The sequence below is a fragment of the Citrobacter sp. wls717 genome (assembly GCF_005280955.1).
In the GTDB taxonomy this organism is placed as follows: Bacteria; Pseudomonadota; Gammaproteobacteria; order Enterobacterales; family Enterobacteriaceae; genus Citrobacter; species Citrobacter werkmanii.
Window position 1 is genome coordinate 59,948 of the sequence record NZ_SZWW01000055.1, and the last position, 24,249, is coordinate 84,196.

General features: G+C 51.5%; 29 protein-coding genes and 1 tRNA gene. 6 read left to right on the plus strand and 24 right to left on the minus strand.

Going from position 1 to position 24,249, the window contains the following annotated elements; translation table 11 throughout:
• Positions 1-16: 16 nt before the first annotated feature.
• The 6 genes from FDX09_RS22710 to csgB form a co-directional block, all read right to left on the minus strand.
• Positions 17-1,438 carry a phospholipase D family protein gene (locus FDX09_RS22710; protein ID WP_085048536.1) on the minus strand — a complete coding sequence of 474 codons (1,422 nt, stop codon included), beginning with the start codon at positions 1,436-1,438 and terminating at the stop codon, positions 17-19.
• Between the two features lies 1 nt (position 1,439).
• Positions 1,440-1,982, minus strand: a complete 543-nt coding sequence (gene ymdB / locus FDX09_RS22715) for an O-acetyl-ADP-ribose deacetylase (RefSeq protein ID WP_038639630.1) — start codon at positions 1,980-1,982, stop codon at positions 1,440-1,442.
• A 100-nt stretch (positions 1,983-2,082) separates the two neighbouring features.
• Positions 2,083-2,403 carry a type 1 fimbrial protein gene (locus FDX09_RS22720; RefSeq protein ID WP_085048537.1) on the minus strand — a complete coding sequence of 107 codons (321 nt, stop codon included), beginning with the start codon at positions 2,401-2,403 and terminating at the stop codon, positions 2,083-2,085.
• A 149-nt stretch (positions 2,404-2,552) separates the two neighbouring features.
• A complete protein-coding gene (gene csgC / locus FDX09_RS22725; protein WP_038639625.1) occupies positions 2,553-2,885 on the minus strand; it encodes a curli assembly chaperone CsgC in 333 nt (110 codons plus the stop codon).
• Positions 2,886-2,946: 61 nt separating this feature from the next.
• Positions 2,947-3,396, minus strand: a complete 450-nt coding sequence (gene csgA / locus FDX09_RS22730) for a curli major subunit CsgA (RefSeq protein WP_006685125.1) — start codon at positions 3,394-3,396, stop codon at positions 2,947-2,949.
• Positions 3,397-3,436: 40 nt separating this feature from the next.
• Positions 3,437-3,892: a curli minor subunit CsgB gene (csgB, locus tag FDX09_RS22735; RefSeq protein WP_137347905.1), complete on the minus strand. Its 456-nt coding sequence runs from the start codon at positions 3,890-3,892 to the stop codon at positions 3,437-3,439.
• A gap of 759 nt (positions 3,893-4,651) precedes the next feature.
• Here csgB and csgD point away from each other — a divergent pair.
• From csgD to csgG, 4 genes are read left to right on the plus strand one after another with little or no spacing between them, the layout of a single operon-like run.
• Positions 4,652-5,302: a biofilm master transcriptional regulator CsgD gene (csgD, locus tag FDX09_RS22740; protein ID WP_069323303.1), complete on the plus strand. Its 651-nt coding sequence runs from the start codon at positions 4,652-4,654 to the stop codon at positions 5,300-5,302.
• A 4-nt stretch (positions 5,303-5,306) separates the two neighbouring features.
• Positions 5,307-5,699, plus strand: a complete 393-nt coding sequence (gene csgE / locus FDX09_RS22745; RefSeq protein WP_038639617.1) for a curli production assembly/transport protein CsgE — start codon at positions 5,307-5,309, stop codon at positions 5,697-5,699.
• A gap of 25 nt (positions 5,700-5,724) precedes the next feature.
• Positions 5,725-6,138 (plus strand): curli production assembly/transport protein CsgF, encoded by a 414-nt coding sequence (gene csgF / locus FDX09_RS22750; protein WP_016152599.1) that lies wholly within the window; start codon positions 5,725-5,727, stop codon positions 6,136-6,138.
• A 25-nt stretch (positions 6,139-6,163) separates the two neighbouring features.
• The gene (csgG, locus tag FDX09_RS22755; RefSeq protein ID WP_003036082.1) at positions 6,164-6,997 is read left to right on the plus strand and encodes a curli production assembly/transport protein CsgG; all 834 of its coding nucleotides are present in this window, start codon (positions 6,164-6,166) and stop codon (positions 6,995-6,997) included.
• A gap of 46 nt (positions 6,998-7,043) precedes the next feature.
• Here csgG and FDX09_RS22760 read toward each other — a convergent pair whose 3' ends face one another.
• From FDX09_RS22760 to ghrA, 4 genes are all read right to left on the minus strand, one after another.
• A complete protein-coding gene (locus tag FDX09_RS22760; RefSeq protein ID WP_038639615.1) occupies positions 7,044-7,526 on the minus strand; it encodes a DUF1097 domain-containing protein in 483 nt (160 codons plus the stop codon).
• Positions 7,527-7,627: 101 nt separating this feature from the next.
• Positions 7,628-8,182 (minus strand): molecular chaperone, encoded by a 555-nt coding sequence (locus tag FDX09_RS22765; RefSeq protein ID WP_038639611.1) that lies wholly within the window; start codon positions 8,180-8,182, stop codon positions 7,628-7,630.
• A 23-nt stretch (positions 8,183-8,205) separates the two neighbouring features.
• On the minus strand, positions 8,206-8,943 hold the full coding sequence (locus tag FDX09_RS22770; protein WP_038639608.1) for a phosphatase: 738 nt from the start codon (positions 8,941-8,943) through the stop codon (positions 8,206-8,208).
• 86 nt (positions 8,944-9,029) lie between these two features.
• Positions 9,030-9,968 carry a glyoxylate/hydroxypyruvate reductase GhrA gene (gene ghrA / locus FDX09_RS22775; RefSeq protein ID WP_137347906.1) on the minus strand — a complete coding sequence of 313 codons (939 nt, stop codon included), beginning with the start codon at positions 9,966-9,968 and terminating at the stop codon, positions 9,030-9,032.
• 235 nt (positions 9,969-10,203) lie between these two features.
• On the opposite strand from ghrA, the gene FDX09_RS22780 reads away from it, so the two are divergent.
• A tRNA-Ser gene (locus FDX09_RS22780) sits at positions 10,204-10,291 on the plus strand.
• Between the two features lie 148 nt (positions 10,292-10,439).
• Here FDX09_RS22780 and torA read toward each other — a convergent pair.
• From torA to ccmA, 11 genes are all read right to left on the minus strand, one after another.
• Positions 10,440-12,935 carry a trimethylamine-N-oxide reductase TorA gene (gene torA / locus FDX09_RS22785; RefSeq protein WP_170973270.1) on the minus strand — a complete coding sequence of 832 codons (2,496 nt, stop codon included), beginning with the start codon at positions 12,933-12,935 and terminating at the stop codon, positions 10,440-10,442.
• 33 nt (positions 12,936-12,968) lie between these two features.
• Complete coding sequence (locus tag FDX09_RS22790; RefSeq protein WP_137347908.1) at positions 12,969-14,132, minus strand: NapC/NirT family cytochrome c; 1,164 nt, start codon at positions 14,130-14,132, stop codon at positions 12,969-12,971.
• A gap of 225 nt (positions 14,133-14,357) precedes the next feature.
• Positions 14,358-15,224 carry a c-type cytochrome biogenesis protein CcmI gene (ccmI, locus tag FDX09_RS22795; RefSeq protein WP_087856996.1) on the minus strand — a complete coding sequence of 289 codons (867 nt, stop codon included), beginning with the start codon at positions 15,222-15,224 and terminating at the stop codon, positions 14,358-14,360.
• Positions 15,221-15,673 carry a cytochrome c-type biogenesis protein gene (locus FDX09_RS22800; protein ID WP_170973271.1) on the minus strand — a complete coding sequence of 151 codons (453 nt, stop codon included), beginning with the start codon at positions 15,671-15,673 and terminating at the stop codon, positions 15,221-15,223. The genes ccmI and FDX09_RS22800 overlap by 4 nt, the downstream gene beginning before the upstream one ends.
• 11 nt (positions 15,674-15,684) lie before the next feature.
• Positions 15,685-16,242 (minus strand): DsbE family thiol:disulfide interchange protein, encoded by a 558-nt coding sequence (locus FDX09_RS22805; RefSeq protein ID WP_038639592.1) that lies wholly within the window; start codon positions 16,240-16,242, stop codon positions 15,685-15,687.
• On the minus strand, positions 16,239-18,194 hold the full coding sequence (locus FDX09_RS22810; RefSeq protein WP_137347910.1) for a heme lyase CcmF/NrfE family subunit: 1,956 nt from the start codon (positions 18,192-18,194) through the stop codon (positions 16,239-16,241). Before FDX09_RS22810 ends, FDX09_RS22805 begins: the two co-directional genes overlap by 4 nt.
• Positions 18,191-18,667, minus strand: a complete 477-nt coding sequence (gene ccmE / locus FDX09_RS22815) for a cytochrome c maturation protein CcmE (RefSeq protein ID WP_042309391.1) — start codon at positions 18,665-18,667, stop codon at positions 18,191-18,193. The genes FDX09_RS22810 and ccmE overlap by 4 nt, the downstream gene beginning before the upstream one ends.
• Positions 18,664-18,876, minus strand: coding sequence for a heme exporter protein CcmD (gene ccmD, locus FDX09_RS22820; RefSeq protein WP_137347911.1), 213 nt, complete (start codon positions 18,874-18,876; stop codon positions 18,664-18,666). The genes ccmE and ccmD overlap by 4 nt, the downstream gene beginning before the upstream one ends.
• On the minus strand, positions 18,873-19,619 hold the full coding sequence (locus tag FDX09_RS22825) for a heme ABC transporter permease (protein ID WP_085048544.1): 747 nt from the start codon (positions 19,617-19,619) through the stop codon (positions 18,873-18,875). The genes ccmD and FDX09_RS22825 overlap by 4 nt, the downstream gene beginning before the upstream one ends.
• Positions 19,620-19,655: 36 nt before the next feature.
• The gene (gene ccmB, locus FDX09_RS22830; protein ID WP_069323296.1) at positions 19,656-20,315 is read right to left on the minus strand and encodes a heme exporter protein CcmB; all 660 of its coding nucleotides are present in this window, start codon (positions 20,313-20,315) and stop codon (positions 19,656-19,658) included.
• Entirely contained in the window at positions 20,312-20,935 is a 624-nt protein-coding gene (ccmA, locus tag FDX09_RS22835) for a cytochrome c biogenesis heme-transporting ATPase CcmA (RefSeq protein ID WP_121528865.1), read from the minus strand. The genes ccmB and ccmA overlap by 4 nt, the downstream gene beginning before the upstream one ends.
• A 374-nt stretch (positions 20,936-21,309) precedes the next feature.
• Here ccmA and FDX09_RS22840 point away from each other — a divergent pair, with 374 nt between their 5' ends.
• Positions 21,310-21,603 carry a YciI family protein gene (locus FDX09_RS22840; protein WP_121528864.1) on the plus strand — a complete coding sequence of 98 codons (294 nt, stop codon included), beginning with the start codon at positions 21,310-21,312 and terminating at the stop codon, positions 21,601-21,603.
• Between the two features lie 50 nt (positions 21,604-21,653).
• Here FDX09_RS22840 and phoH read toward each other — a convergent pair whose 3' ends face one another.
• From phoH to efeB, 3 genes are all read right to left on the minus strand, one after another.
• Positions 21,654-22,442, minus strand: a complete 789-nt coding sequence (gene phoH, locus FDX09_RS22845; RefSeq protein WP_006685183.1) for a phosphate starvation-inducible protein PhoH — start codon at positions 22,440-22,442, stop codon at positions 21,654-21,656.
• Positions 22,421-22,717, minus strand: coding sequence for a hypothetical protein (locus FDX09_RS23750; protein ID WP_170973269.1), 297 nt, complete (start codon positions 22,715-22,717; stop codon positions 22,421-22,423). Before FDX09_RS23750 ends, phoH begins: the two co-directional genes overlap by 22 nt.
• A gap of 246 nt (positions 22,718-22,963) precedes the next feature.
• Positions 22,964-24,247 (minus strand): iron uptake transporter deferrochelatase/peroxidase subunit, encoded by a 1,284-nt coding sequence (efeB, locus tag FDX09_RS22850; protein ID WP_087856992.1) that lies wholly within the window; start codon positions 24,245-24,247, stop codon positions 22,964-22,966.
• Positions 24,248-24,249 lie beyond the last annotated feature (2 nt).

The following is a 24,249-nucleotide window of genomic DNA, read 5'->3' on the forward strand; positions in this document are numbered from 1 at the left end:
TCTCTCATTGCGTGGTTCAGAGCAGCCACTCAATGGGTAACACCGACGCAAGCTTCACCAGAACCCGCTTCCAGAATCCTGTGGCGGGTTCTTTTTTTAGTACCTGTTCGCTGCCGGAAACGCGATCCACCCAATTAATTCTACCCCAGCGGTCGAGGCGCAGTTGCCAAGCCATGTCACGCTGGCTCTGCATAAAACGTTTATGGATCACTTCAGCCAGCACTTCACTCTCAATCACAAACCCCATTTCCGTATTAAGCAGCGTTGAACGGGGATCAAAATTAAGCGAGCCGATAAATACTTTTCGACCGTCAATACTGAAGGTTTTAGCATGCAGGCTGGAACCTGAATTACCGGTTAATCCGCGATCGTGGACCACCGAAACGCGTTCGCGGGTAGGTTTAAGTTCGTATAATTCTACCCCGTAGCGCAGCAGTTTTTTTCGCCATCGCGCATAGCCCGCATGAACGATAGCCACATCATTTGCCGCCAGCGAATTGGTTAAAATCGCAATCTTGACGCCTTTCCTTACCATTCTCAACAGCTGCGCCACCCCAGCCCGAGTCGGCACAAAGTAGGCGGAAATAATATCAATGCGTTCGCCCGGCGACCCCATCACATCAAACAAACGCTGCGGTAATAACGAATGGCGCGGCGCTTTCCCTTCACCTTTGACAGGATCATCACTCAACAAACGCGTTTTCGCCCAAATCAGCGGCAGCGACTGCTGATCGAGGCTGGTCATAAACTGGCTGGTTTCCAGCTTATGCAGATAGCGACGAGTAATATCATCGTTATACCAGGATTCAGGCAGCTCGATACGCTGCGAAGAATCTGACTCCGACATCTCAAGTACGTTTTGTAACGTTGAAACAGAACGGCAGTGCCAGTAACGCTCAAAATCATCCGCAACATCTTTGACAACGGGACCAATAGCCATGACGTCCAGATCGGAAAACAACGGTTGCTCACCCGCCCCAAAATAGGCATCACCAATATTACGCCCACCCACGATGGTCACCACGCCGTCAGCGGTATAACTTTTATTGTGCATTCGCCGATTTAGCCGGGCAAAATCGGTCAAATAGCCCAGGGCGCGCAGGATGCGAAAGGAAAAGGGATTAAACAGACGAATTTCTATATTAGGATGGCTATCCAGCAGCCGCAGCGTGTCATCAAGACCCGGCGTGTTGTTGTCATCCAACAGCAAGCGAACCTTCACTCCACGTTTCGCCGCCGCCAACAGAACTGAAAACAGCAACAGACCGGACATGTCGTTCTCCCAGATGTAGTACTGCACATCCAGTGTACGTTCCGCCATTTCTGTTAGTCGATAGCGAGCAGCAAAGGCATCCAGGCTGTCATCCAACGTAAGAATGCCACAGTCTCCAGGATGGTTAGCACAAAGTGGCGTGATGGCCCGCTCAAGTCGCGTCATATCAGTCCGTGTTCTTGTCACCTTGCCGGGAAAGTAGTCTCTTGTAGAGTTGAGCGTTTTCTTCGTCAAAACAAACAAAGTATATTTGATCGGGAAGCGTACGACGGGTAATAAATTTTAACACCGTATTTACCGCTATTTCTGCCGCTGCGGCGCGGGGATACCCGTAGACTCCGGTACTGATCGCCGGAAAAGCAATGGATTGATACCCATTGGCCAGGGCCAATTGCAGCGAATTCAGATAGGCGTCTTCAAGACGTTCAGCCTCATGATGCCCTCCACCTTGCCAGACAGGCCCTACGGTATGAATGACCGCTTTTGCCGGAAGCGCCCCCGCCAGCGTGATAACGGCATGCCCGGTCGGGCATTCTCCCTGTTGCTGGATAACCTGTTTGCAGGCCTCCAGCAATGCGGGGCCGGCGGCGCGATGGATTGCTCCATCAACACCACCACCTCCCAGTAGCGATGAATTCGCCGCGTTGACGATCACATCAACAGCGATCGTCGTAATATCGCCGTGTAACACATGCACGCGTGAATGCATAAATTCCCCCTGACAAAACACGATTCATCAAGTGTACAGCAGGGATTTCCTTGAAATCTCACTTTTTAACCACAAGTTTGCATGTCTAAGCCAGAATGGTTCATTTATATTCAATGTTAAGGATCGCCATGTTTTTCTGTTCATTGAGGTAATGCATTTTCACAGTAGCAATTTGCTGCACATTCTGAGGGGCAGCCGTGACCTGTTGATGATTATAGAGACTATTACGGGTGGTGCCATTGCGCATACAAGACAATTCGACCTGTTGTTGTTGGGTGTTAACGTCGCAGGGTGCTTCAACTATTGCGCCGCGAAAATGGATAACGCCGCCGGGCGAGATCTGTTGCGCCATTATGGGAAAAGTGAAAAGAGATAACGTACATAAACTGGCGCTAAAAATACGTTTAAAAAATGTGCACATAAGGGTTCCTCAATGATTAGTCATCCTTGAGGGATCTGAATGATCCTTCACCACTGCGAGTTACGATCAAATAAAAACGCTGTACGTTTCTATATTCATAGAACAGCGCCGCATTCCCAGCCACACCCTTAATGCAAATACAGCAAAAATTATGGCTGACTGGTTGAGTCAGGCCATTGTTGTGACAAATGCAGAGACTGCCCGTCCGAAACGGTAACGATAATTTTGACCGAATCCCCCGGTGAAATATTAAAGCTCAGTTTGGTTAGTTCAATCGGCCGATTAGCGGGGACCGAAAGGCTTGTTTTCTGCTGCGATTGGCTTTGTCCTCCCTCCCCCTTACGAACGGCAAGGACCTGGACCTCACAAACGCAGGGTTGGGCTAACGTCACCTGAGGAATAATGGTGTACATATCGCCTTGTTGGGTCGTATTGAATGTTATTTGATTTGTCAGCGCGGCAATGAGTAATAATGTATGCATCATATTCTCCCGAAAAAAAAACAGGGCTCACGCCCTGTTTATTATCAGTCAGAAAACTGAATTAGTGTTGGTTAGCTGTTGCATTGTTGCCAAAACCAACTTGCTGAATCAGCACATTGGAGTCAGAAGCAGTCTGATTAACCAGCGCGCCGTTGCGGCCACCGAACTGGGTCACACTAATATCAGCATTTTTTGCATTCCACTGATCGATGGTGGCATTGTTCTGGAAGCCAGTCTGTTTCAGGCTAATAGTACTGTCATCAGCCCCCTGGCCTACGACCGCGCCATTACCACGCCCATGTTGGGTGATGGTGACATCTGATTTACGCGCATCGCTTTGCAGAGCATTCGCAGCGTTGTTTGAACCATATTGGTAGATACTCAACGAAGAGTCTGGGCCATAGTTGCTACCGCCGCCATGATGATTACCGCCCCATTGCGGAACAACACCTGCCAGAGCACTGCCAGAAACGACGATTGCTGCGAATGCTGCCACTTTTAAAAGTTTCATGGTAAACCCCCATCGGATTGATTTAAACGTCGATAATGGATTAGCGTTGAGTTACGCGAATTGCCATTTGCGACTGTCTCTGCACCACAACTGCTGTTTTTTGTGTACCATACTGGGTAATATTCGCTTTATTACCAGAGCCTTTCTGGATAATTACAGCTGTATTACCATAAGAACCTTGTTTAATACTCGCGTCATTGGAACTACCCACCTGATCAATATATGCAAAGTTATATGATCCCGTCTGGTCCGTATTCGCCCGGTTACCAGAACCTTCTTGCGAAATGACCGACAATAGCTTCGAGCCCCCCTGACGAGTATTTGCACTGTTCGCAGTGCCAACCTGACCAATAATGGCTGCCTGATTAAATGAAGACTTACTTAATTCATTTACCGCAAAGTTATATTCTGAATTAGCTAAATCATAACTTGTTGCGGATGCAATCCCAGGCACACCCAGTATTGTAAACATCATAAATAACAACTTGTTTTTCATGTTGTCACCCTGGACCTGGTCGTACATGAAGTTAAATTAGTTACCACTCAAATTGTTGTTAACATGACTTACATTTGTTAACGTCACGTTACGATGAAGAGTATGTCCGTTGAAACATTTTAAATAACTCACCCGCCAGTGGTATTTTTATATCCTGATTCACACCAAAGTATTAATTAACAGTAAAAAACACGGTTGCGACAACAGGTTCTATTTATTTTTTAACCCTGCAAGTGAATTTCTATGCAGTAACAAAAAAGTGCATTTTCCGCGATTTCCGGGCCTCCCAGCTTAGTGCTGCGATAGGCATAGGTACAAGTCGTGACAAGCATCATTTTTTTCTATCTAAAATTGTCCAACTTAAATCCAGGCGAAACAATCCGAATTCATTAGGAATGTAAAACTAACAAACTATAAATTTATTTATTTAATATCAATGATATAACATAATTTGTATGATTTTTTAAATCTATGCAATAATGCTGAAATGTACAACTTTACTATCAAATCTAAACTCAATTAAAACCCAAAAATCACATTTTAATATATAAATTTACATTATGTAACATGTTTAACACTTGCTTTAAGATTTGTAATAGCTAGATTGAAAACAGTTGAAGTCCATTTGTTTTAATATTTTCACCCCGTTGGGTCGATATTTTATTTCTACACAGCAGTGCAACATCTGTCAGTACTTCTGGTGCCTCTATTTTAGTAGCGGCAGCTGTCAGGTGTGCGACTAAAAAGTGGAGTTTCATCATGTTTAATGAAGTCCATAGTATTCATGGTCATACATTATTGTTGATCACTAAACCTTCTCTGCAGGCAACTGCGTTATTACAACATTTAAAGCAATCACTGGCGTTAACCGGAAAACTACATAATATTCAACGTTCTCTGGATGATATTTCCTCCGGCTGCATTGTTTTAATGGATATGATGGAGGCAGATAAAAAACTGATCCATTACTGGCAAGATAATTTAAGCAGAAAAAACAACAATATAAAGACTTTATTGTTGAATACCCCTGATGATTATCCCTATCGGGATATTGAAAACTGGCCGCATATCAATGGTGTATTTTACGCAACCGAAGATGAACAACGTGTAGTCAGCGGCTTGCAAGGTGTGTTGCGCGGTGAATGCTACTTTTCGCAAAAGCTCGCCAGCTACCTGATCACGCATTCCGGAAATTACCGTTATAACAGCACGGAGTCGGCACTACTCACTCACCGTGAAAAAGAGATCCTTAATAAACTGCGTATCGGTGCCTCAAATATTGAAATCGCGCGTTCGCTGTTTATCAGTGAAAATACCGTGAAAACGCACCTTTATAATCTTTTCAAAAAGATAGCTGTCAAAAATCGTACGCAGGCGGTCTCGTGGGCCAATGATAACCTCAGGCGATAAAGCCATGAAACGCTATTTGAACTGGATTGTGGCAGCAAATTTGTTCTTTGCTGCCGGGAATCTACACGCGGCTGTAGAGGTGGAGGTTCCCGGACTGTTAACTGACCACACTGTCTCTTCCATTGGCCATGATTTTTATCGCGCCTTTAGTGACAAGTGGGAAAGCAAGTACACAGGAAACTTAACCATTAATGAAAGGCCCAGTGCACGTTGGGGAAGTTGGATTACGATAACGGTTAATCAGGACGTTATCTTCCAGACCTTTTTATTCCCGACGAAAAGAGACTTCGACAAAATAGTGGTCTTCGCATTGGCAGAAACTGAGGAAGCATTAAATCGCCGGCAAATAGATCAAACACTATTAAGCACAAGCGATTTAGCGCGTGATGAATTCTAAAACATGATTTTGTCCGGAGGCTTTCATGCGTGTCAAACATGCAGTGGTTTTGCTCATGCTAATTTCACCATTAAGTTGGGCCGGAAACATGACGTTCCAGTTCCGCAACCCTAACTTTGGTGGTAATCCAAACAACGGCTCTTTTTTGTTAAATAGCGCTCAGGCGCAAAACTCATATAAAGATCCGAGCGCTGGCGACTACGGGATCGAAACCCCAACAGCACTGGATAACTTTACCCAGGCAATTCAGTCGCAAATACTCGGCGGCTTACTCACCAATATCAATACAGGTAAGCCGGGGAGGATGGTAACCAGTGACTTTATCGTTGATATCGCCAACCGGGATGGGCAACTGCAATTGAATGTCACTGACAGGAAAACGGGAAGAACTTCGACTATTGAAGTGTCAGGTTTACAAAACCAGTCAACCGATTTCTAAATGAGAGCCACGAAAGGAAAATATCATGCAGCGCTTACTTATCATGGTGGCAGTAATTTTACTCAGCGGATGCTTAACCGCCCCGCCTCAAGAGGCCGCTAAGCCGACATTAATGCCCCGAGCCCAAAGCTATAAAGATTTGACGCATCTGCCCATGCCTACAGGTAAGATATTTGTGTCGGTATACAACATTCAGGATGAGACTGGCCAGTTTAAGCCTTACCCGGCAAGTAACTTCTCTACCGCCGTCCCGCAAAGCGCCACGGCTATGCTCGTCACCGCATTGAAGGATTCTCGTTGGTTCGTCCCGCTGGAACGTCAGGGGTTACAGAACTTGCTTAACGAACGAAAAATCATTCGTGCGGCACAGGAAAACGGTACGGTTGCCATTAACAACCGGATCCCGCTCCAGTCTCTGACCGCTGCAAACGTCATGGTGGAAGGGTCCATTATTGGTTATGAAAGCAACGTAAAATCAGGTGGTGTCGGCGCGCGCTATTTCGGTATAGGCGCCGATACGCAATACCAGCTTGACCAGATAGCGGTAAACCTGCGTGTGGTTAACGTCAGTACCGGTGAGATCCTCTCATCGGTGAATACCAGCAAAACCATTCTGTCTTATGAAGTACAGGCAGGGGTGTTCCGCTTCATTGACTACCAGCGTCTGTTGGAGGGTGAAATTGGTTATACCTCTAACGAACCGGTTATGCTCTGTCTGATGTCAGCAATTGAAACCGGCGTTATCTTCCTGATTAATGACGGAATAGATCGCGGGTTGTGGGATTTGCAGGATAAGAAACAAGTTGATAATGACATCCTGGTTAAATACCGCCATATGTCGGTACCGCCAGAATCCTGATGGGTCGTTACAGCATAAAAAGCGTGAGGGAAGCCTCACGCTTGTTTTATTTACTGGTCGGGGTTGGCGATATCCTGTTTTCACGGCGTGACGCCAGCCACAAGCCGCTATTTTTCATCGCATAGCCAAATACCAGACCCAGCGCTAAAGATGGCACGACCAGTCGCCAGTCCCCCTGCCCTGCAAACGTTGCACAAGCCCCAATAAACGTGCCTGGCACGAATGAAAGCAACCATTGCTTTGCCTGAATACACATCAAAAACGCGACAATTCCCGTCATGACATAGCCGACAATATCCATATGCGGGGCAAGCGCACTGCCGTTAATAATCACCAACGCCCACACCACACCGCTTAGCAGCGTACACGCCGAGATCCACAACCCTTTCAGCCCACCTTGCGGACAGGCAAAGTAGGCAGTGCAGCCCAGAAACCCAGCCCAGCTGAGTAAACCGAGAGAAACGGCCACCCATCCCCAGATCCCGGAGAGAATGCCCGTTGTGATTGCAATTGAGAGAAGTATGTTCATGCCGCGCATCTTAGCAGAAAAACGGCATTGGAATGAGATCGCGCACACAAATTATGCAAGTTGATAAATTGCGTTGCAGCTTAGTGTGATTTAAATCACATTTATTCGTCTGTCTCTTCCTGTAATTCGTCCCACATCGCACCAATCGCATCACGTGTCAGGGGCGCAATAGTACGCCAGAATGGCGTATTCGCATGCGCTTCAACTTTGCCCAGAAACGTGCCGCACCAGGGTAACAGGTAGTCCACAAACAAGGTTTCAAGCGCTTCGCTTTCATCTTCCGCAGACTGGTCTTCAAGCCATGAAGCCGCCAGCAACAGCGTGCCAATATGATCTGCCGGCGTATCTGCCAGCGGCATTCCCCGGGCAGAAAGGAATGCACGCACATCCGATTCTTTAGCCCCTTCTACCCAGGCGCTGCGATAAGGCGGCACCGCGCAATCGTCTCCCACAAATAACGCGTTGTAATCCGCAGCCAACTGAGGCATATCGCAGCTCTTCTGCAGACGAGCCAGCAGTTCGTCCTGTTCCAGCGGCCAGTTGGCGGAGAGTTTACCTTCGCTAATCAGGGTAAACAGAGGAACCAGTAAAGGGTCCTGCGGTTGGCGGTAAAACAGCGAGCCCAGTACACGACACAGGATAGAAAACTCGTTCATTAATATATTCCAGTTAGTAACAATTACAGTTCAGCAAATTCCGCGATCGGCTCCATGCCTCGCGATTCCAGAAACGTCAGCAAGCGCTTTGGTGTAACGTTTAAAATTCGGTCTTCCGGGAAATTCACATCATCGAGTATTTTACGACATTCACCGAAATCTCCTAAGGTGAAAGCGGTATGTGAATCTGACCCTAACGCGACCCAGCCGCCGGCATCACGCACAGCCGCAGCAACAGCGCGGCAATTGTCCTCACTGCCCTTACGCGAATGCAAAAACGAAGAGTTGTTGATTTCCAACGCAACCTGGTATTTTGCCGCTGCCTGAGCAATGGCAGTGATATCGACGGGATATTTGGGGTTACCCGGGTGGCTGATGATATGGACGTTGCCACTGGCCATAGTGGCTATCATCGCCTGCGTATTCGTCTCTTTATCGTGTGGCGCAAAAACCGGCTCATGAAAGCCTGCGATAATCAGATCCAGGGAAGTGAACATCGGACCTGAACAGTCAATTTCGCCTTCAATATTTTTAATATTCGCTTCAATTCCGCGCAGGATCCCTATGCCGTCCACGACACGAGGCCAAATGCGCATATTAATAAAGTGCCAGTGGTGAGGCGCATCCGCCATGTCCGGTCCATGATCGGTAATGGCAAACAGCTTGATGCCTTTGCGACGAGCTTCAGCGATGTAATCACTTAAGGTGCTGTAGGCGTGGGTGCTGGCGACGGTATGCATATGCAGGTCAACGGGATACATAACTCTCTCCTGTAGTCATTTTCCGTCAAGGATAGCAGGTATCGCCGCCATTTATTAGCGGAAACCCGGCACTTGCCGGGTTGGCATTAGTATCCCCGTACGCGATCGACCTGACCCGTAACGGCTTTGCCACTTTCCAGACTCAAAATCGTACGGGAGATATAATCCACCGCTTCCGGCGGACGGGTAACAGCGGCGATGTGCGGTGTCATCGCCACTCGCGGATGTTTCCATAGCAGGCTGGTTTCCGGCAGCGGTTCACGGCTATAGACATCCAGCATGGCGCCTTTCACCTTGCCGCTGTCCAGCGATGCCAGAAGATCGTCTTCATTGAGATGAACGCCACGCGCCAGGTTCAGCACATAAGCGCCATCTTGTAACTGGCTAAGTAAACCAGCGTTAATGATGCCCACGGTTTCTGCCGTATTGGGTAGAAGATTGATAAGCACGCGAGTTTGACTCAAAAACGCACCCAGCTCTTCGGTACCGGCAAAGCTTTCCACGCCAGGCCAGGATTTACGCGTACGACTCCAGCAGCGCAGCGGGAACCCCCATGACTGCAAACTCTCGGCAACTTTCGCACCCAGGACCCCGGCCCCCATGATCCCGATGGTGAACTCATCGCGGGTATACTCTGGCAATGGTTGCCATTTCGCCTGATTTTTTAACGCCTGGTAATCATCAAAGCGACGAAACCAGTGCAACACCTGACTTACCGCATATTCCTGCATTTGCAGGCCCATACCCGTATCTTCCAGACGGAAAAGCGGGATCGAGGTATCCAACATTTCCGGGTGAGCGTTTAGCTTACTGAGAATGGAATCGACGCCAGCACCCAGCGCAAATACGGCTTTTAATTTTCGTCCCGCGAGCATTTCAACCGGCGGATGCCAAACCAGCGCATAGTCAGCATGCGCATTATCACCCGCTTTCCACTCACGGACGTTCGCGCCTGGTATTGCTTTTGCCAGCGCATTAATCCACCAGGTTGTTTCGAATGTTGGGTGATAAAAAATTATATCCATTTTGTCTCCTGAGCATTGCTATGCGGAACTTTCTCGCACTTATTATCATCATTTTTCGAGGGATCCTCAGAGTAGCAAATTTTAGGATGCTGGCAAAAAAAACAATTCCCGCTTATTTAAGCTCCAGATTGTTTGAAGTTTGTGTAAATGCACGTTTTTTTCAAAAAGTTGATTGACGCCGGGACGGTATTTCCCTAAATTAGCGCCCGTTCCGGTAGCGCAGGAACAACAATATGGTGAGGTGTCCGAGTGGCTGAAGGAGCACGCCTGGAAAGTGTGTATACGGCAACGTATCGGGGGTTCGAATCCCCCCCTCACCGCCATATTTTAAGAAGAGCTCGTACGCAAGTACGGGCTTTTTTTTCGCATATTGCACGCCCGTGGGGTTCGACTGCTGGCATAGTGAGAATTAAAAGAAACGGCCCCTCTCACCACTGGCAAGAGGGGCCGTTCGTTATAACCGGCTGTCGATTATGCGCCTACTGGCACATTATGCGCGGTATTTTGCAGCACCGGTCCGGTATATTTCTCGATCTGCAACTGTGACATCTGCCCGCAGTTCCCCTGCGCCAGGCTGGAGGAACCGACGTCAAAGGTCAGGCAGTTGACGTTACCGTTCTTACACAGCGAACCAGGCTGTGACGGATCGGCCGGGTCAAACCACGCTCCTTCGCTGATCCGCACCACCCCTTCACGGACGTTATCGGTAATCACTGCCCCAACCAGGATCTGCCCGCGATCGTTAAAGGCACGAACCAGATCGCCCGCACTAATGCCACGTGCGCTGGCATCCTTCGGATGGATCCAGATAGCCTCACGGTCGGCTACTGCATACTTCTTACGTAGCGGCGTGTTGTCGAGCTGAGAGTGTAGACGGTTAATCGGGTGACCGGTATTCAGCGACAGCGGGTATTTCGCTGCTTCCGGCCCGCGATACCACTCGTGAGGCGGCATCCAGGTCGGGATCGCTTTACAGTCCTCGTAACCCATTTTGGCAATGGCATCAGAATAGATTTCGATTTTGCCGGACGGGGTACCCAGTGGATTAAGCAGCGGGTTCTCGCGGAAATCAGCGAAGCGTACCCACTGTTTATTCTCTTCCGGAATCGGGAAGCGGATATAGTTGTTGGACGCCCAGAACATATCAAACGGCGGCAGCGCCACGCGTGCGTTACGCGCCTGGGCTTTCATGTCGTCATACATGCCTTTTAACCATAACATCTCATCTTTACCTTCGGTAAAGGCGTCGTGTACGCCGAGGATCTCGGCAATACCGGCAAAGACGTCAAAGTCATTTTTCGCTTCATGCTGCGGCGGCACACACTGGCGTAGCGGGAAGACGTAGAGCTGCGAGTAGTCGCCGCCCATGTCCAAATCGTTACGTTCATAGGTCGTGGTAACCGGCAGCACGATATCAGCATGTTTCGCTGTTGCCGTCCAGTAAGGTTCGTTGACGACCACGGTCTCCGGGTTCTGCCAGGCTTTGACCAGGTTATTGGTATCCTGATGTTGGTGGAAGGTATTCCCCCCCGCCACGTAGACCATTTTAATATCCGGGTAGGTCACTTTCGTGCCGTTATAATCAATGGTCTTGCCAGGGTTCGCCAGCGCATCGGCAATACGCGCTACCGGGAACGGTGTAATGTCTTTTGCCGCCGGAGAGGTTGGGCTACCCGCCGAGATCCCGGCGAGAATGCCGCCGCGCGCGGTCGGACTACCGCCTGAAGAGTAGTGATAGCTAAAGCCGAAGCCGCCGCCAGGCAGACCAATCTGCCCCAGCATCGACGCCAGGGTCACCATCATCCAGTGCGCCTGCTCGCCGTGATGTTGGCGCTGAATGCCCCAGCCGCCCATGATCATGGTGCGGCGTTTTGCCATATCGCGCGCCAGCTGTTTGATCACCTCGGCGTCAACACCGCTGATGTCCGCCGCCCAATTGGCGTCTTTCACAATACCGTCGTCCTGACCGGTCAGATACGCTTCAAACTTATCGAAGCCGACGGTATAGGTTTTCAGGAAGTCAGCGTTATGCAGTTTTTCCACCAACAGCGTATGGGCAATCCCCGCCATCAGCGCACAGTCGGTATAGCTGTGCGGGCCAATCCACTCGGCACCCAGCATGCGGGCGCTGTCGCTGTGCACCGGATCGATACAGATCATCCGGGTGCCTTTTTTCTTCAGCGCTTCAAAACCAGTCTGGCTGACGTGATCCGGCAGGTTCCAGCTGTTTTTAAGCGTGATCATAGGGTTACAGCCAATCATCACCACCAGCTCGGTGTTTTCAATGACGTTCGGCCATGCGGTCTGCTGCTCGTAAACCTCAACAGAGCCCACTACATGCGGCATAATTACCTGTGCGGCACCGGTCGAGTAGTCGCCGGAGTAGCCGACAAAACCGCCTGCCAGGTTCATCATGCGCTGCAGTAGCGTTCTTGGGTTGTGGAACATCCCCACGCTTTTCCAGCCATAAGAGCCCGCATAGATAGAGGACGGTCCGTGCTCTTTCTGCAGACGGCTGATTTCACCGGCCACCAGATGCAGCGCCTTATCCCAGCTCACGCGCACCCACTCATCGCGGCCACGCAGCTCTGGTTTACAGTCTTTCGCGCCGCCTTCCAGCCAGCTTTTACGCACCATCGGGTACTTGATGCGGTTTTCGGCATATACCTGATAAGGTGCCATGGTAATCAGTTCGTTCGGATACGGATCGTCTTTCACCGGACGAACGTCAACCATTTTGCCATCGCGGACAATCGCTTCAAACGCGCCCCAGTGGGCACCGGTCAGAATGCCGCTTTCCGCCTGGCGTAACGCTACAAACTGCGGCAGGGCCTGGCTTATCGCTTCGGCCAGCGCCGAGCGTGGCCACATTCCCGCCAGCAGCGGCGCCGCCATTAAAGCTCCGGCACCAGCCAGAAAACGGCGACGAGTCAGATTCATACCTGCTTCCTGGCTCTGCTCCGCCATGTCATGGTCATTATTCTTTTTCATCATGGCTCCTTATTTTTTGTCCTGATCGGCTGCTGCGGGCATGTCGCTCGCGTGTTTTTGTACGTACTGGGTCAGAAGACGAACCTGTTCCTGCGTCAGCGACGTACGACCGGACATGCCTTTAACCACCCCAATCCACTGGTTGGCGTTAAAGCGATTCAACTCGGTAAGACCGTGGCAACCGGTACAGTTGTTAGCCATGAGTTCGGAAGCATAGCTCCAGATTTTTTGTTGATCGCCAATCAGACTTTTCGCCGGCAGCCAGACCTGCAGATCGACTTCATGCCAGACCTGTTTCGTCTCTTCATCGGTTACCGTGCTGTTCACTTTCAACGCTTTACGCGCTTCCTCACCCAGCAGGGCGCTCATGATGCGTTTACCACGCGCGGCGTAGAACGCCTCGGTGACGCCATCCTGCTGCCAGCCTTTGACGTCAGCCAGTACCATATCACCGTCACGTTTCACTACCTGCACTTCGGTGGAAGCCATCAGGTTACCGTCGTTATGATCGGTTGTTTTCTCACTAAGCCAGAACGGTTGGGTTTGAATGGTGTACAACGTGGTCGCCGTTGCCGGCGTTTTCGCTGCCGCATTCGCCAGTTCGCTCGCCCCTGCTGCTGCCAGGCCACTCATGTTCGGTAGAATGTGTGCGACGCCTTTATGACAATCGATACAGGTTTCACCCTCTTTGATCGCCACCGGGTGCTGCTTACGGGCTTCAGGCGTTTGCGCCAGTATATCCATCGCTTTGTAGTCGTGGCAGGAACGACAGGTTGCCGAGTCGTTCTTCTTCAACCCATCCCAGACGCTCTGGGCCATCGCGAGCTTATGCGCCTCGTATTTTTCTGGGGTATCGATTTTGCCGGTCATTTCACCCCAGACATCTTTCAGGGCGCCAATTTTGGTCAGCATATAATCGATCGGTTGGTGGGGAACGTGGCAATCGGCACACTCGGCGCGAATACCTTTATTGTTCTGGAAATGCACACTGCCCTGATATTCCGCCAGAGGTTGTTGCATGGTATGACACGACACGCAGAATTCAGTGTCGCTGGTTTTATGCATGATAGTTGCCGTACCCGCCAGCAGCACGACACCAATAATGATCCCAACCAGCAGGGCGATAAATATAATTTTTCGCCTACCTGAACGTTCCAGTGAAAGTTTTCTCATCTTATTATTTAACCCTTTTCCTAAAATAAAGACGCAATAGTCCTTGCCACATGACAATCGCTATATAAAAATATTTATAGCGATTACCGTCATCTTCTACTCCAACAATGCTTATGGAAGTTTGATTCTGCGGGCTAATCATCAGAGGTTGATTAGCCGATAATTTCAGCGTGGTATCACATTGCAAATCGAACAAACCTTCGCGCAAATGTTGATATATTTTGATTATTTCAGTGTAGCGATTTGTTCTTTTTTCGCGCGGTCGATACTACGAATAATGATCTCTCGTTGGCTATCGTCCGGCGGTAACAGTTTCAGCATCAGTTGCCATGCTGCTATCGCTTTATCATATTGTTGATGCTCAAAGGCGTTAAACGCCACAAGGCTGAGTACCCGTACATCGTTATGGTTATTTTTAAGCAACGTATCAAGCAACTGCTGGGCTTCACGGCTATCATTCGGATCCGTAGAGTGCAGCAATGCTTCGGTATAACCCAGTTGCGCATCCGCATTTCCCGGCGCCAACTGTCGCGCTTTATCAAACGCCTGTAACGCAGCCCCGGGGTTATTCAGCACCAGTTGTAGCCTACCGAGCATCGTCCAGCTTAGCTGGTCTGCCGGATATTGCTGCAGACGAGTACGTAGCCCCAGCGCCAGGCGAAACAGCTCTTCTTCCGACAGCGGTTTCCCCTGGGGATCCATCACGCGCTGCATCAGTTGCGGCGTTTGCTGCACGACCTGCTGCCACTCAATTACACGGGGGACGTAACTCGTTCGGACGAATACCCCTACGCATAAAGAGGTTAGTATAATAACCCCGAGAATATACACCCAATAGCTACTATTTTTGTTATCCGTTTTTGGCGACTCAGGCAAATCTTCCAATAAATTCAAGCGTAAATCGTCAACCAACTGCTGTTGCTGAGCCGCATTTACCGGAGAAATGTCTTCATCAAGCTCCTGAAGACGCGCACGAAAAATCATATGATTCATCGTATTACGATCAACGCGCTGTCTGCCTGACCAGGGAATAAACAGCAGTGCCGCCGTCCCCAGCAGTAAAATCATCATGATAAGAAAAGCGACGATCATTTCAGGGTCCTTTTGTTTTCATCGAGAAGCGCTTGCAAACGCGCCTGCTCATGCGGACTAAGTTCCTTTTCCCGCGCTGCCCGCGGGCGACGGCTTAAACGGAAAATGACCAGCGCGCCGCCCAGTACAAAACAGGCGGGCAGCAGCCAGAGGATCAGCGTCGCCAACGTTACCGGCGGCTCATAGGTGACGAAGTTACCGTAGCGCGCCACCATATAATCGGTAATTTGCTGATTGCTTTGCCCCTCCTCCATCAGTTGCCAGACTTTTTTACGCATATCGGCGGCAATCATCGAATTGGAGTCGGCAATACTGTTGTTTTGGCATTTCGGGCAGCGCAGTTGCGCGGTCAGTTGACGGAACTGTTGCTCCTGAGCCTCATTTTTAAACGGATAAGTGTCAATCGCCGCCAGCGCCTGAAACGATAGCAGCGCCGTCAGCAACGTCATTAGCAAAAATCTCACGCGCTGCCCTCCCGACTGTATTTATTCCACAACGGCAGGATTTCCTGCTGCCATACCTGTTCGTTCAGATCGCCTGCATGGCGGTAGCGAATAATGCCTTTGCCGTCGATAAGAAAGGTTTCCGGCGCACCGTAGACACCGAGATCCAATCCCAGCATACCGTCACCATCAAACACCCCCTGCGCGTACGGATTACCCAGCTCCTGCAGCCAGTCCAGCGCCTTCTGGCGATCGTCTTTATAGTTAATGCCCACGATGCGAATACCCTGCGCCGCGAGGGAACGCAGGTATTGGTGCTCCGCGCGGCAAGTTGGACACCAGGTCGCCCAGACGTTAAGCAGCACCGGCTTACCATTGATAATACTGGACGCGTCCAGCATCATGTCAGGCTTCTCCAGCGACGCCAGATGAAACGCGGGGAGCGGTTTGCCAACCAGCGCCGACTCCAGCGCCGTCGGGTCATCGCCGTCGCTATTGCGCAGCAGTTGCCACATCAGCGCCGCCACCAGAACCAGAAAGATAACCAGCGGCAGATAAAGGACTTTGCGGTTCATTGTGCGTTCTCCGGCAGCGATTTACGTAAGCGGTAGCGCGGGTCCAGAATGCACAATACGCCACCAAGCGCCATTAACATTCCGCCAAACCAGATCCAGCGAACAAACGGTTTGTAGTACAGGCGCACCGCCCAACTGCCGTCATCCAGTTCTTCACCCAGCGCGGCATACAGATCGCGCACCAACCCGCCGTCGATGGCGGCCTCGGTCATCTCCATCCGGCTGCTGCTGTAGACGCGTTTTTCTGCCCGCAGCGTGCTGATATGCCGCCCGTCCTGCGAGACGTCAATCACCGCTTCACCGCCAAAATAGTTCGGGCCGGTAATGTCCTGAACGTCGCGGAAGACAAAGTGATATTGATGAATATCGACGCTATCGCCCGGCTTCATACGCACATCGCGCTCAATGCTATAGTTCTGGCTAAAGGCGATGCCAATCACCGTCACCACCAGCCCGACATGCCCAGCCACCATCCCCCAGTGGCTGCGCCCCAGGCGAGTTAGCCCGCGCCAGAAGGTATGGCGATCGGTAGCGCGTTCCACTACCTCCATCACTGTCAGAACCAACGCCCACAGCGACATCAGCAGACCAAGCACGGTCATCGCCTTAATACGGTCCTGCATCAGCCACGGCAGCACCACGGCCAGCACAATCGACACCAGCGCCGCAACCAGCAGCCGCTTACGCAGATTATGCAATTCATCGCGCCGCCAGCGCACCAGCGGCCCAATCCCCAACAGTAGCGAGAAGGGAATCATCAGCATGATAAACAGCGAATTAAAGAATGGTTCACCAATTGAGATACTACCCAGCCCCAATAATTTATGAATCAGCGGCAGTAATGTGCCCAACAGCACCACCAACATCGCGGCGATCAGCAGGACGTTATTCCCCAACAGCAGCGACTCGCGCGACCACAGCTCATGACGTACCCGAGAGCGCACCTTCCCGCCTTTAATGGCAAACAACAGCAGCGAACCGCCGATGGTAATCACCAGCAGCGTCAAAATAAACAGGCCGCGCGTCGGATCGGAGGCGAATGAGTGTACAGAGATGAGCACCCCGGAACGCACCAGGAAGGTGCCGAGCAGGCAGAGCGAGAAGGCGAGGATTGCCAGCAGCACGGTCCAGGATTTGAAGCTACCCCGCTTCTCCGTTACTGACAGTGAGTGAATCAGCGCCGTACCGGCCAGCCACGGCATCAGCGAGGCGTTTTCGACCGGATCCCAGAACCACCAACCGCCCCAGCCCAGCTCGTAGTATGCCCAGGCAGAACCCAACACAATGCCCACCGTCAGGAAGCTCCACGCCGCCAGCGTCCACGGACGCGACCAGCGCGCCCAGGCGCTGTCCAGACGCCCGGTCATTAACGAGGCGATGGCAAAAGCAAAGGCGACGGAAAAACCCACGTACCCCATGTACAGCATCGGTGGATGAAAAATCAGTCCAATATCCTGCAGCATCGGATTCAGATCGCGGCCCTCAATCGGAAAGTCCGGCAGCGTGCGAACAAACGGGTTCGAGGTCAGCAGGATGAACACCAGGAAGCAGAAGGAGATCATCCCCATCACCGCCAGCACGCGGGAAGATGCTTCCAGGGGAATGTTGCGGCTCAGCGCCGCCACGGCAAAGGTCCAGCCGCTCATCAGTAGCACCCACAGCAGCAGCGACCCTTCGTGCGCCCCCCAGGTAGCCGCCACGCGATACCATACCGGCAGCAGCGTATTCGAGTTGCTGGCGACATACTGAACGGTGAAATCATTCACCACAAAAGCATAAACCAGTATCAGGAATGACCCGAGGATCGCCGCAAACATGGCAAACGACAGCGGTTTCGCCAGCGCCATCATCCGCGTATCCTGGCGCATCGCGCCCCAGGTCGGATACAGCCCGAGCAGGCAGGAAATACCCAGCGCCAGGCACAGCAGAAAATGCCCAATTTCAGGGATCATTGCGCGGCTCCTTGTTGATTCCCGGCAGGGTGATGATTTTCATCCATCGCCTCTTTAATCTCCGGAGGGGTATAGTTTTCATCGTGTTTCGCCAGCACCTCTTTGGCGCGGATATGGGTACCGTCTTGCAGTGTTCCTTGTGCCACCACTCCCTGCCCTTCTCTGAACAGCGCTGGCAGGATCCCCGTATAGCTCACCTCTACCACGCCGCGCGCATCGTAGAGCTTAAAGGTCACGTCCAGCGTTTTATCGTCACGCTTCACGCTGCCGGGCATCACCATGCCGCCAATGCGCAGGCGCTGTCCCGGTTCCGGCTTCTGGCCATTTTCCCGCTTGCCGTAAATGATTTCCCCCGGCGTATAGAAGAGATCGATATTTGCGCTGAGCGCATACATCACCAGTCCGACCGTCAGCGCCAGTCCTCCCAACACGCTACAGGCAAGCCAGAGTCGTACCTTACGCCGCGGATTCACAACGCCTCTCCTTTTTTACGCGCCGCCTGCATCCGGCGCTCGCGCGCCATTTGACACTGTACGTCAGCCAGCAGCGCCCTGCGCTGCCAGCAGGCATGCCAGACCACAACCAGCAGCGAGAGCGCCGTCACGGCAACCGCCAGCCAGACATAAAAGGCGTAGCCGCCCATCTGCCAGAAATCACTCCAGGAGTGGAAAGCGCTGGTCATGAATTAACCTCGCTCTTGCGCCCGGAAACCAGCTGCGCCACCCATGGGCGACGACGTTCCTGCAGCAGAATCAAATTACGCATACGCATTAATGTCAGAGTAATAAAAAGGAATAAGAAGCCGAAAATCGTTAAACGCAACGGCATACGCATAGATGGATCGATGGTTTTCTGCATATTGGTCGACCCCTGATGCAGGGTGTTCCACCATTCAACGGAAAAATGAATAATCGGCAAATTGACTACCCCGACCAGAACGAGGATCCCGGCGGCGCGCCCGGCCAGGCGGCGGTCGTCAAAGGCGTGATACAAGCCAATCACGCCGACATATAAGAACAGCAGCACCAGCTCGGAGGTCAGACGCGCATCCCACACCCACCAGGTTCCCCACATTGGTTTGCCCCAGGCCGAACCGGTGACCAGCGCGATGAAGGTATAGACAGCGCCGGGAAGCGCCATCGCAATCACCGCGTTGTCCGCCATTTTCATTTGCCAAATCAGGCCCACAAAGGCGGTCACCGCCATCGAGCCATAAATCCCCATCGACCAGATAGCCGCGGGCACATGCAGATACATGATGCGATAGCTTTCGCCCTGCTGATAATCCGCTGGGGCGTAGACAAAGCCCCAGATGCAGCCCACCACCAGAAACAGCGCGCTCAGGAGTGCCATTGCCGGAATAAATCGCCCGCAGACCTTATACAACCGCTCTGGAATGGCGAGTTGGTGTAACGCTTTCCACATTTTTTCTTTGCCTCATATTCCCGGAGATGACGGAAGTTATTGCACGCTGATTCGTAACGCTGCCGCAGTGGCGAACGGACTTAAGGTGGCGCTTCCTGCCAGGAAGGCCCCGAGAATCGCCAGATAGCCGTCAACCGGCAGCAGCATCTGCGCCGCGCCCACGGCGGCGGTTGCAAAAATTAATAAAGGGATCATCAGCGGCAGCACCAGCAGGCTGAGCAATACGCCGCCGCGCCGCAATCCGACGGTCAGTCCGACGCCAATCGCGCCAATAAAACTTAGCGTGGGCGTACCCAACAATAGCGTAAGCGCCAGCACTTGCCACTCCGCAACGGAGAGGCCGAACAGCGTGGCGATAAGCGGCGAAATGATTAACAGCGGTAGCCCGGAAACCACCCAGTGCGCGGCGACTTTCGCCAGCACCACCAGCGAAAGCGGGACTGGCATTAGCATCATCTGCTGCAACGAACCGTCCAGCCAGTCATCACGAAACAGCCGATCCATTGCCAGCAGCGAGGAGAGTAGCGCTGCTACCCAGACGATGCCGGGGGCAATTTGCCGCAGCAACTGCGGCTCCGGGCCAATACTGAGTGGAAACAGCGTGACGATAATCAAGAAAAACCACAGCGGGTTGATAATTTCGGCACAGTTACGAAAGGCAAGACGCAGGTCGCGCCAGAAAATCTGCGTGATCATGCCATAGCCGCCTCATACTCATTGAGCGTAATCGTGCGCAACGGGACGCAGAGAGGCCGTAAAGGTTGATGGGTTGTCAGAATAACTGCGCCGCCATGGACGACATGCTGCTCCAGTCGTGTGGTCAGTTTTTGCACGCCAGCCACGTCCAGCGCAGTAAAAGGTTCATCTAAAATCCAGAACATTGCGCGGCTGAGCCACAGCCTGGCCAGCGCTACGCGCCGCTGCTGCCCGGCAGAAAGCTGAGCCACAGCCACATCTTCAAAACCGACCAGTCCGACCTGCTCCAGCGCTTGCCAGCGCGTCTCAAGCGACGCCTGCGGGTGATAAAAACGCAAATTTTCCTCCGCCGTCAGCCCCCCTTTTACGCCAACCTGATGGCCAAGCCACAACAGTTGACGATGCCAGTCGTCACGCATCCGATGCAGCGGTTTTCCCTGCCACAAAATCTGCCCTTCGCTCGGCGTTGATAATCCGGTTAGTAGCTGTAATAAAGAGGTTTTTCCTGCCCCATTAGGCCCCGATATTTGGACAACTTCGCCGGGTTGAATAGAACATGATAGGCGGCAAAAGAGCAGACGTTCATCCCGCAGGCACGCAATATTTTTTAATTCAAGCATTAGAAGGCGGATCCAGTTCGGGAGCGCAGCGTATTCAAGGATCTACAGTATAGCGAAAGTATGCGTTTCAGTTTGCCAAATATGTTAAAAAATATAAAACGCTCATGATCTGGAACATTATCGTAATATTTATCTCATCACGAATGTTTCATGATTATTAATAATAACTCGCCAATTAAGCGATAGCCGCCATTTTTTCGCCAGCCATCAACCATGCCAACCCACCCGCACCCTACAAGTGTACAATTAACAGACATAAATGCTGCATATGCATTTTTAATATTAAAACTTAGGAAGGACAGTGCTGATATTAATCTTTTCTCTCCCTGGTTGTATGCTACGTTAATACACTTTCAAAAAGCAGGGACAATAAAATGAGTGTTATTTATGTTGTTGTTTTAACCTATATAAAACCGTTGAATGACGTTGATAGCCTACTTCCTGCCCACGTGGATTGGCTGCAAAAAGGCTATGCGGAAGGTTTATTCCTGGCATCAGGCCGCAAAATTCCACGTTCCGGTGGTGTGATATTGGCAAAATGTGATGACGATGAGAAATTAGAACACTATCTGAGTCAGGATCCCTTCCAGCAGGCTGGCGTCGCGAAAGTTGAGTTGATCCCATTTGAAGCGACCATGACGACTGCCGCCTTAAAAGATATTCTGTAATACCGCAAAAACAAAGCCCGGTTTCCCGGGCCTTGAAGACGGCGTACTCATCAGTTGTAAGCGTTGAGCGTTCGCTGACAGAGCGCCGAGCGAACGCAATCATCTTTATTGAAACGAACGATCCCAACCATTTCATCTTCTTCGAAACGGGCCAGCGCATCGCTTAGCCCTGAGCGAACGTGGGCGGGTAGATCGCACTGGGTTACATCCCCATTCACAATCACCGTCACATTTTCCCCGAGGCGAGTCAAAAACATCTTCATTTGCGCAGCAGTAACATTCTGAGCCTCGTCAAGAATGACCACGGCATTTTCAAATGTTCGTCCACGCATATAGGCGAACGGCGCGATTTCCACCTTACCAATCTCAGGTCGCAGGCAATATTGCATAAAGGAGGCTCCCAGACGTTTCACCAGCACGTCATACACCGGGCGGAAATAGGGAGCGAACTTCTCGGAAACATCTCCAGGTAAGAAGCCTAGATCTTCATCAGCTTGCAGAACCGGACGGGTTACAATAATCCTGTCCACATCTTTGTGGATCAGCGCCTCTGCTGCTTTTGCCGCGCTGATCCAGGTTTTACCACACCCGGCTTCACCGGTGGCGAAGATCAGCTGTTTACTCTCGATAGCATTCAGGTAGTGCGCCTGAGCCTCATTTCGCGCCGTGATTGGCGTGGCATCGCGACTATCACGCGCCATTCCGATCGCTTCTACGCCGCCCATCTGCACAAGCGAGGTGACCGATTCATCTTCACGTTGCTTATGGCTACGCGAGTCCCGCCTCAGCACCCGTTTTGCTTCGCGACGAGCTTTGATCACTGCTTTTTGTCTTCCCATGGATAGCACCTTGAGTTGTAGGTATACATCACACGCGCCGTTAGCGGCACGATTATGCGCACGAACATCTGAGGGTTGGCTTCCTTGTAAGCCATTGCTTGCTTTTGGATAAGACGCCACCCACGGCTACGCGCACCGTACAGGGCGTCAGTTACAAGGATAAAAAGTGAAAGGGGGAGAGATTTAGCGGTGACGAAGTGGCTACCGGAAGAGAAACGTCCGCGTAAGGTACTGCTGTTACTGTGAAAAACGTGTCCAGTACAGGACTTTTCCATTCGCGATCTCCATAGTGAACAACTATCACCGCCGGGAACTACCGCTGTTACTTATAAGTACATCATAATCTTTCGCTAATGCAACAATATTTTTACTTGCCATTAACTTGATTTTGACTTGTCGCTACAGACAGTCTCTTGCAGAAAGATGACAAAATTATTTCATTCACAGACCGATCATAAAAAATAATTCGTTCATTCATGAAGATGTCAGTAAAAGCCCCGCCGCGCTGCGGGGCATAGATATCAAGCTTCGAGCAGACTCTGTCCGAGATAATGATCTGCGGTTTTGACACCCGGCAACGCAAAGAAGTAACCGCCACCAATTGGTTTGACATACTCCTCAAGCGCTTCACCGTTCAGGCGTTTCTGCACTGTCAGAAAACCTTTTTCCAGATCGTGCTGATAGCAGACGAACAACAGTCCCATATCAAGTTGACCGGAATTGGTCACGCCGAGCGAATAACTATAACCGCGACGCATCATCAGGCTGGACTCGGTCTCCTTCGTACGCGGGTTTGCCAGACGGATATGGCTGTCGAGCGCAATCACCTCACCTTCTGGATCGCTGGCATAGTCAGGCACATCGTGCTCATGCTGCATACCCAGCGGCGCACCGGTGTGTTTATCGCGACCAAAAATCGTTTGCTGTTCTTTCAGCGGCGTGCGATCCCAAAACTCCACGCGGAACTGAATGAGCCGCACGGCCTGATAGCTGCCGCCTTGCGCCCATGCAGGTTCGCCCTGCCCGTCCGTAACCCACACCACGTTTTGCATCAGCTTCGCATCTGTAGCGTCCGGGTTCGCGGTACCGTCCTTAAAGCCAAGCAAGTTGACCGGGGTCTCTTTCCCTTTACTGCGCGCGGCGTGATCGGAAATAAATCCTTCACGTTTCCAGCGAACGCTGAGCAGATCGGGCGTATGTTTGATGATATCGCGCAGCGCGTGGATGACGGTGTCCTGTGTGTTGGCGCAAATCTGCAACAGCAGATCGCCATGGCACAGCGCTGCATCCAGAGAATCATTCGGGAAGCGCGTCATTTTTTGCAGCTTTTTCGGCATCTGCGGTGTCAGACCATAGCGCTCGTCAAACAGCGAGGATCCGACCGACAACGTGATCGTCAAATTGTCTGGTGCGATGTATGCGCCAAGGATACCGGAATCCATCGGCGGTAACCGCGGATTCGGCGTATCCGGCGCAGGCCCACCGGTAGTCAGAAACGCAAAACGACGGGTTAGCAACCGGAACAGACGTTCAAGATCGGCCTTATCGCTGGCGAGAACATCGAACGCCACCAGCATCATGGATGCCTGCTGCGGCGTCAGGATCCCCGCCTGATGTTGGCCATAAAACGGCTGCACTTCACTGCGCGCATCAGGAGACAACGTTCCCGGCGCGCTTTGCGGTTTTTGCGCATGGGCAACCGGGCATCCGCCGGCCAACGCCAGCGCGCCGCCCAAAGCGCCCATCCCTTTCAACAAACGTCGGCGTGAAGGTTCGCTCACGCCGTTTTCATTATCTTGCTGCATAG

Bases quoted from the DNA above. Each gene is read 5' to 3' on its own strand.
- FDX09_RS22710 (WP_085048536.1), bottom strand. From the start codon at position 1,438: ATGACGCGACTTGAGCGGGCCATCACGCCACTTTGTGCTAACCATCCT.
- ymdB (WP_038639630.1), bottom strand. From the start codon at position 1,982: ATGCATTCACGCGTGCATGTGTTACACGGCGATATTACGACGATCGCT.
- FDX09_RS22720 (WP_085048537.1), bottom strand. From the start codon at position 2,403: ATGTGCACATTTTTTAAACGTATTTTTAGCGCCAGTTTATGTACGTTA.
- csgC (WP_038639625.1), bottom strand. From the start codon at position 2,885: ATGCATACATTATTACTCATTGCCGCGCTGACAAATCAAATAACATTC.
- csgA (WP_006685125.1), bottom strand. From the start codon at position 3,396: ATGAAACTTTTAAAAGTGGCAGCATTCGCAGCAATCGTCGTTTCTGGC.
- csgB (WP_137347905.1), bottom strand. From the start codon at position 3,892: ATGAAAAACAAGTTGTTATTTATGATGTTTACAATACTGGGTGTGCCT.
- csgD (WP_069323303.1), top strand. From the start codon at position 4,652: ATGTTTAATGAAGTCCATAGTATTCATGGTCATACATTATTGTTGATC.
- csgE (WP_038639617.1), top strand. From the start codon at position 5,307: ATGAAACGCTATTTGAACTGGATTGTGGCAGCAAATTTGTTCTTTGCT.
- csgF (WP_016152599.1), top strand. From the start codon at position 5,725: ATGCGTGTCAAACATGCAGTGGTTTTGCTCATGCTAATTTCACCATTA.
- csgG (WP_003036082.1), top strand. From the start codon at position 6,164: ATGCAGCGCTTACTTATCATGGTGGCAGTAATTTTACTCAGCGGATGC.
- FDX09_RS22760 (WP_038639615.1), bottom strand. From the start codon at position 7,526: ATGAACATACTTCTCTCAATTGCAATCACAACGGGCATTCTCTCCGGG.
- FDX09_RS22765 (WP_038639611.1), bottom strand. From the start codon at position 8,182: ATGAACGAGTTTTCTATCCTGTGTCGTGTACTGGGCTCGCTGTTTTAC.
- FDX09_RS22770 (WP_038639608.1), bottom strand. From the start codon at position 8,943: ATGTATCCCGTTGACCTGCATATGCATACCGTCGCCAGCACCCACGCC.
- ghrA (WP_137347906.1), bottom strand. From the start codon at position 9,968: ATGGATATAATTTTTTATCACCCAACATTCGAAACAACCTGGTGGATT.
- torA (WP_170973270.1), bottom strand. From the start codon at position 12,935: ATGGCGGAGCAGAGCCAGGAAGCAGGTATGAATCTGACTCGTCGCCGT.
- FDX09_RS22790 (WP_137347908.1), bottom strand. From the start codon at position 14,132: ATGAGAAAACTTTCACTGGAACGTTCAGGTAGGCGAAAAATTATATTT.
- ccmI (WP_087856996.1), bottom strand. From the start codon at position 15,224: ATGATCGTCGCTTTTCTTATCATGATGATTTTACTGCTGGGGACGGCG.
- FDX09_RS22800 (WP_170973271.1), bottom strand. From the start codon at position 15,673: ATGACGTTGCTGACGGCGCTGCTATCGTTTCAGGCGCTGGCGGCGATT.
- FDX09_RS22805 (WP_038639592.1), bottom strand. From the start codon at position 16,242: ATGAACCGCAAAGTCCTTTATCTGCCGCTGGTTATCTTTCTGGTTCTG.
- FDX09_RS22810 (WP_137347910.1), bottom strand. From the start codon at position 18,194: ATGATCCCTGAAATTGGGCATTTTCTGCTGTGCCTGGCGCTGGGTATT.
- ccmD (WP_137347911.1), bottom strand. From the start codon at position 18,876: ATGACCAGCGCTTTCCACTCCTGGAGTGATTTCTGGCAGATGGGCGGC.
- FDX09_RS22825 (WP_085048544.1), bottom strand. From the start codon at position 19,619: ATGTGGAAAGCGTTACACCAACTCGCCATTCCAGAGCGGTTGTATAAG.
- ccmB (WP_069323296.1), bottom strand. From the start codon at position 20,315: ATGATCACGCAGATTTTCTGGCGCGACCTGCGTCTTGCCTTTCGTAAC.
- ccmA (WP_121528865.1), bottom strand. From the start codon at position 20,935: ATGCTTGAATTAAAAAATATTGCGTGCCTGCGGGATGAACGTCTGCTC.
- FDX09_RS22840 (WP_121528864.1), top strand. From the start codon at position 21,310: ATGAGTGTTATTTATGTTGTTGTTTTAACCTATATAAAACCGTTGAAT.
- phoH (WP_006685183.1), bottom strand. From the start codon at position 22,442: ATGGGAAGACAAAAAGCAGTGATCAAAGCTCGTCGCGAAGCAAAACGG.
- FDX09_RS23750 (WP_170973269.1), bottom strand. From the start codon at position 22,717: ATGGAAAAGTCCTGTACTGGACACGTTTTTCACAGTAACAGCAGTACC.
- efeB (WP_087856992.1), bottom strand. From the start codon at position 24,247: ATGCAGCAAGATAATGAAAACGGCGTGAGCGAACCTTCACGCCGACGT.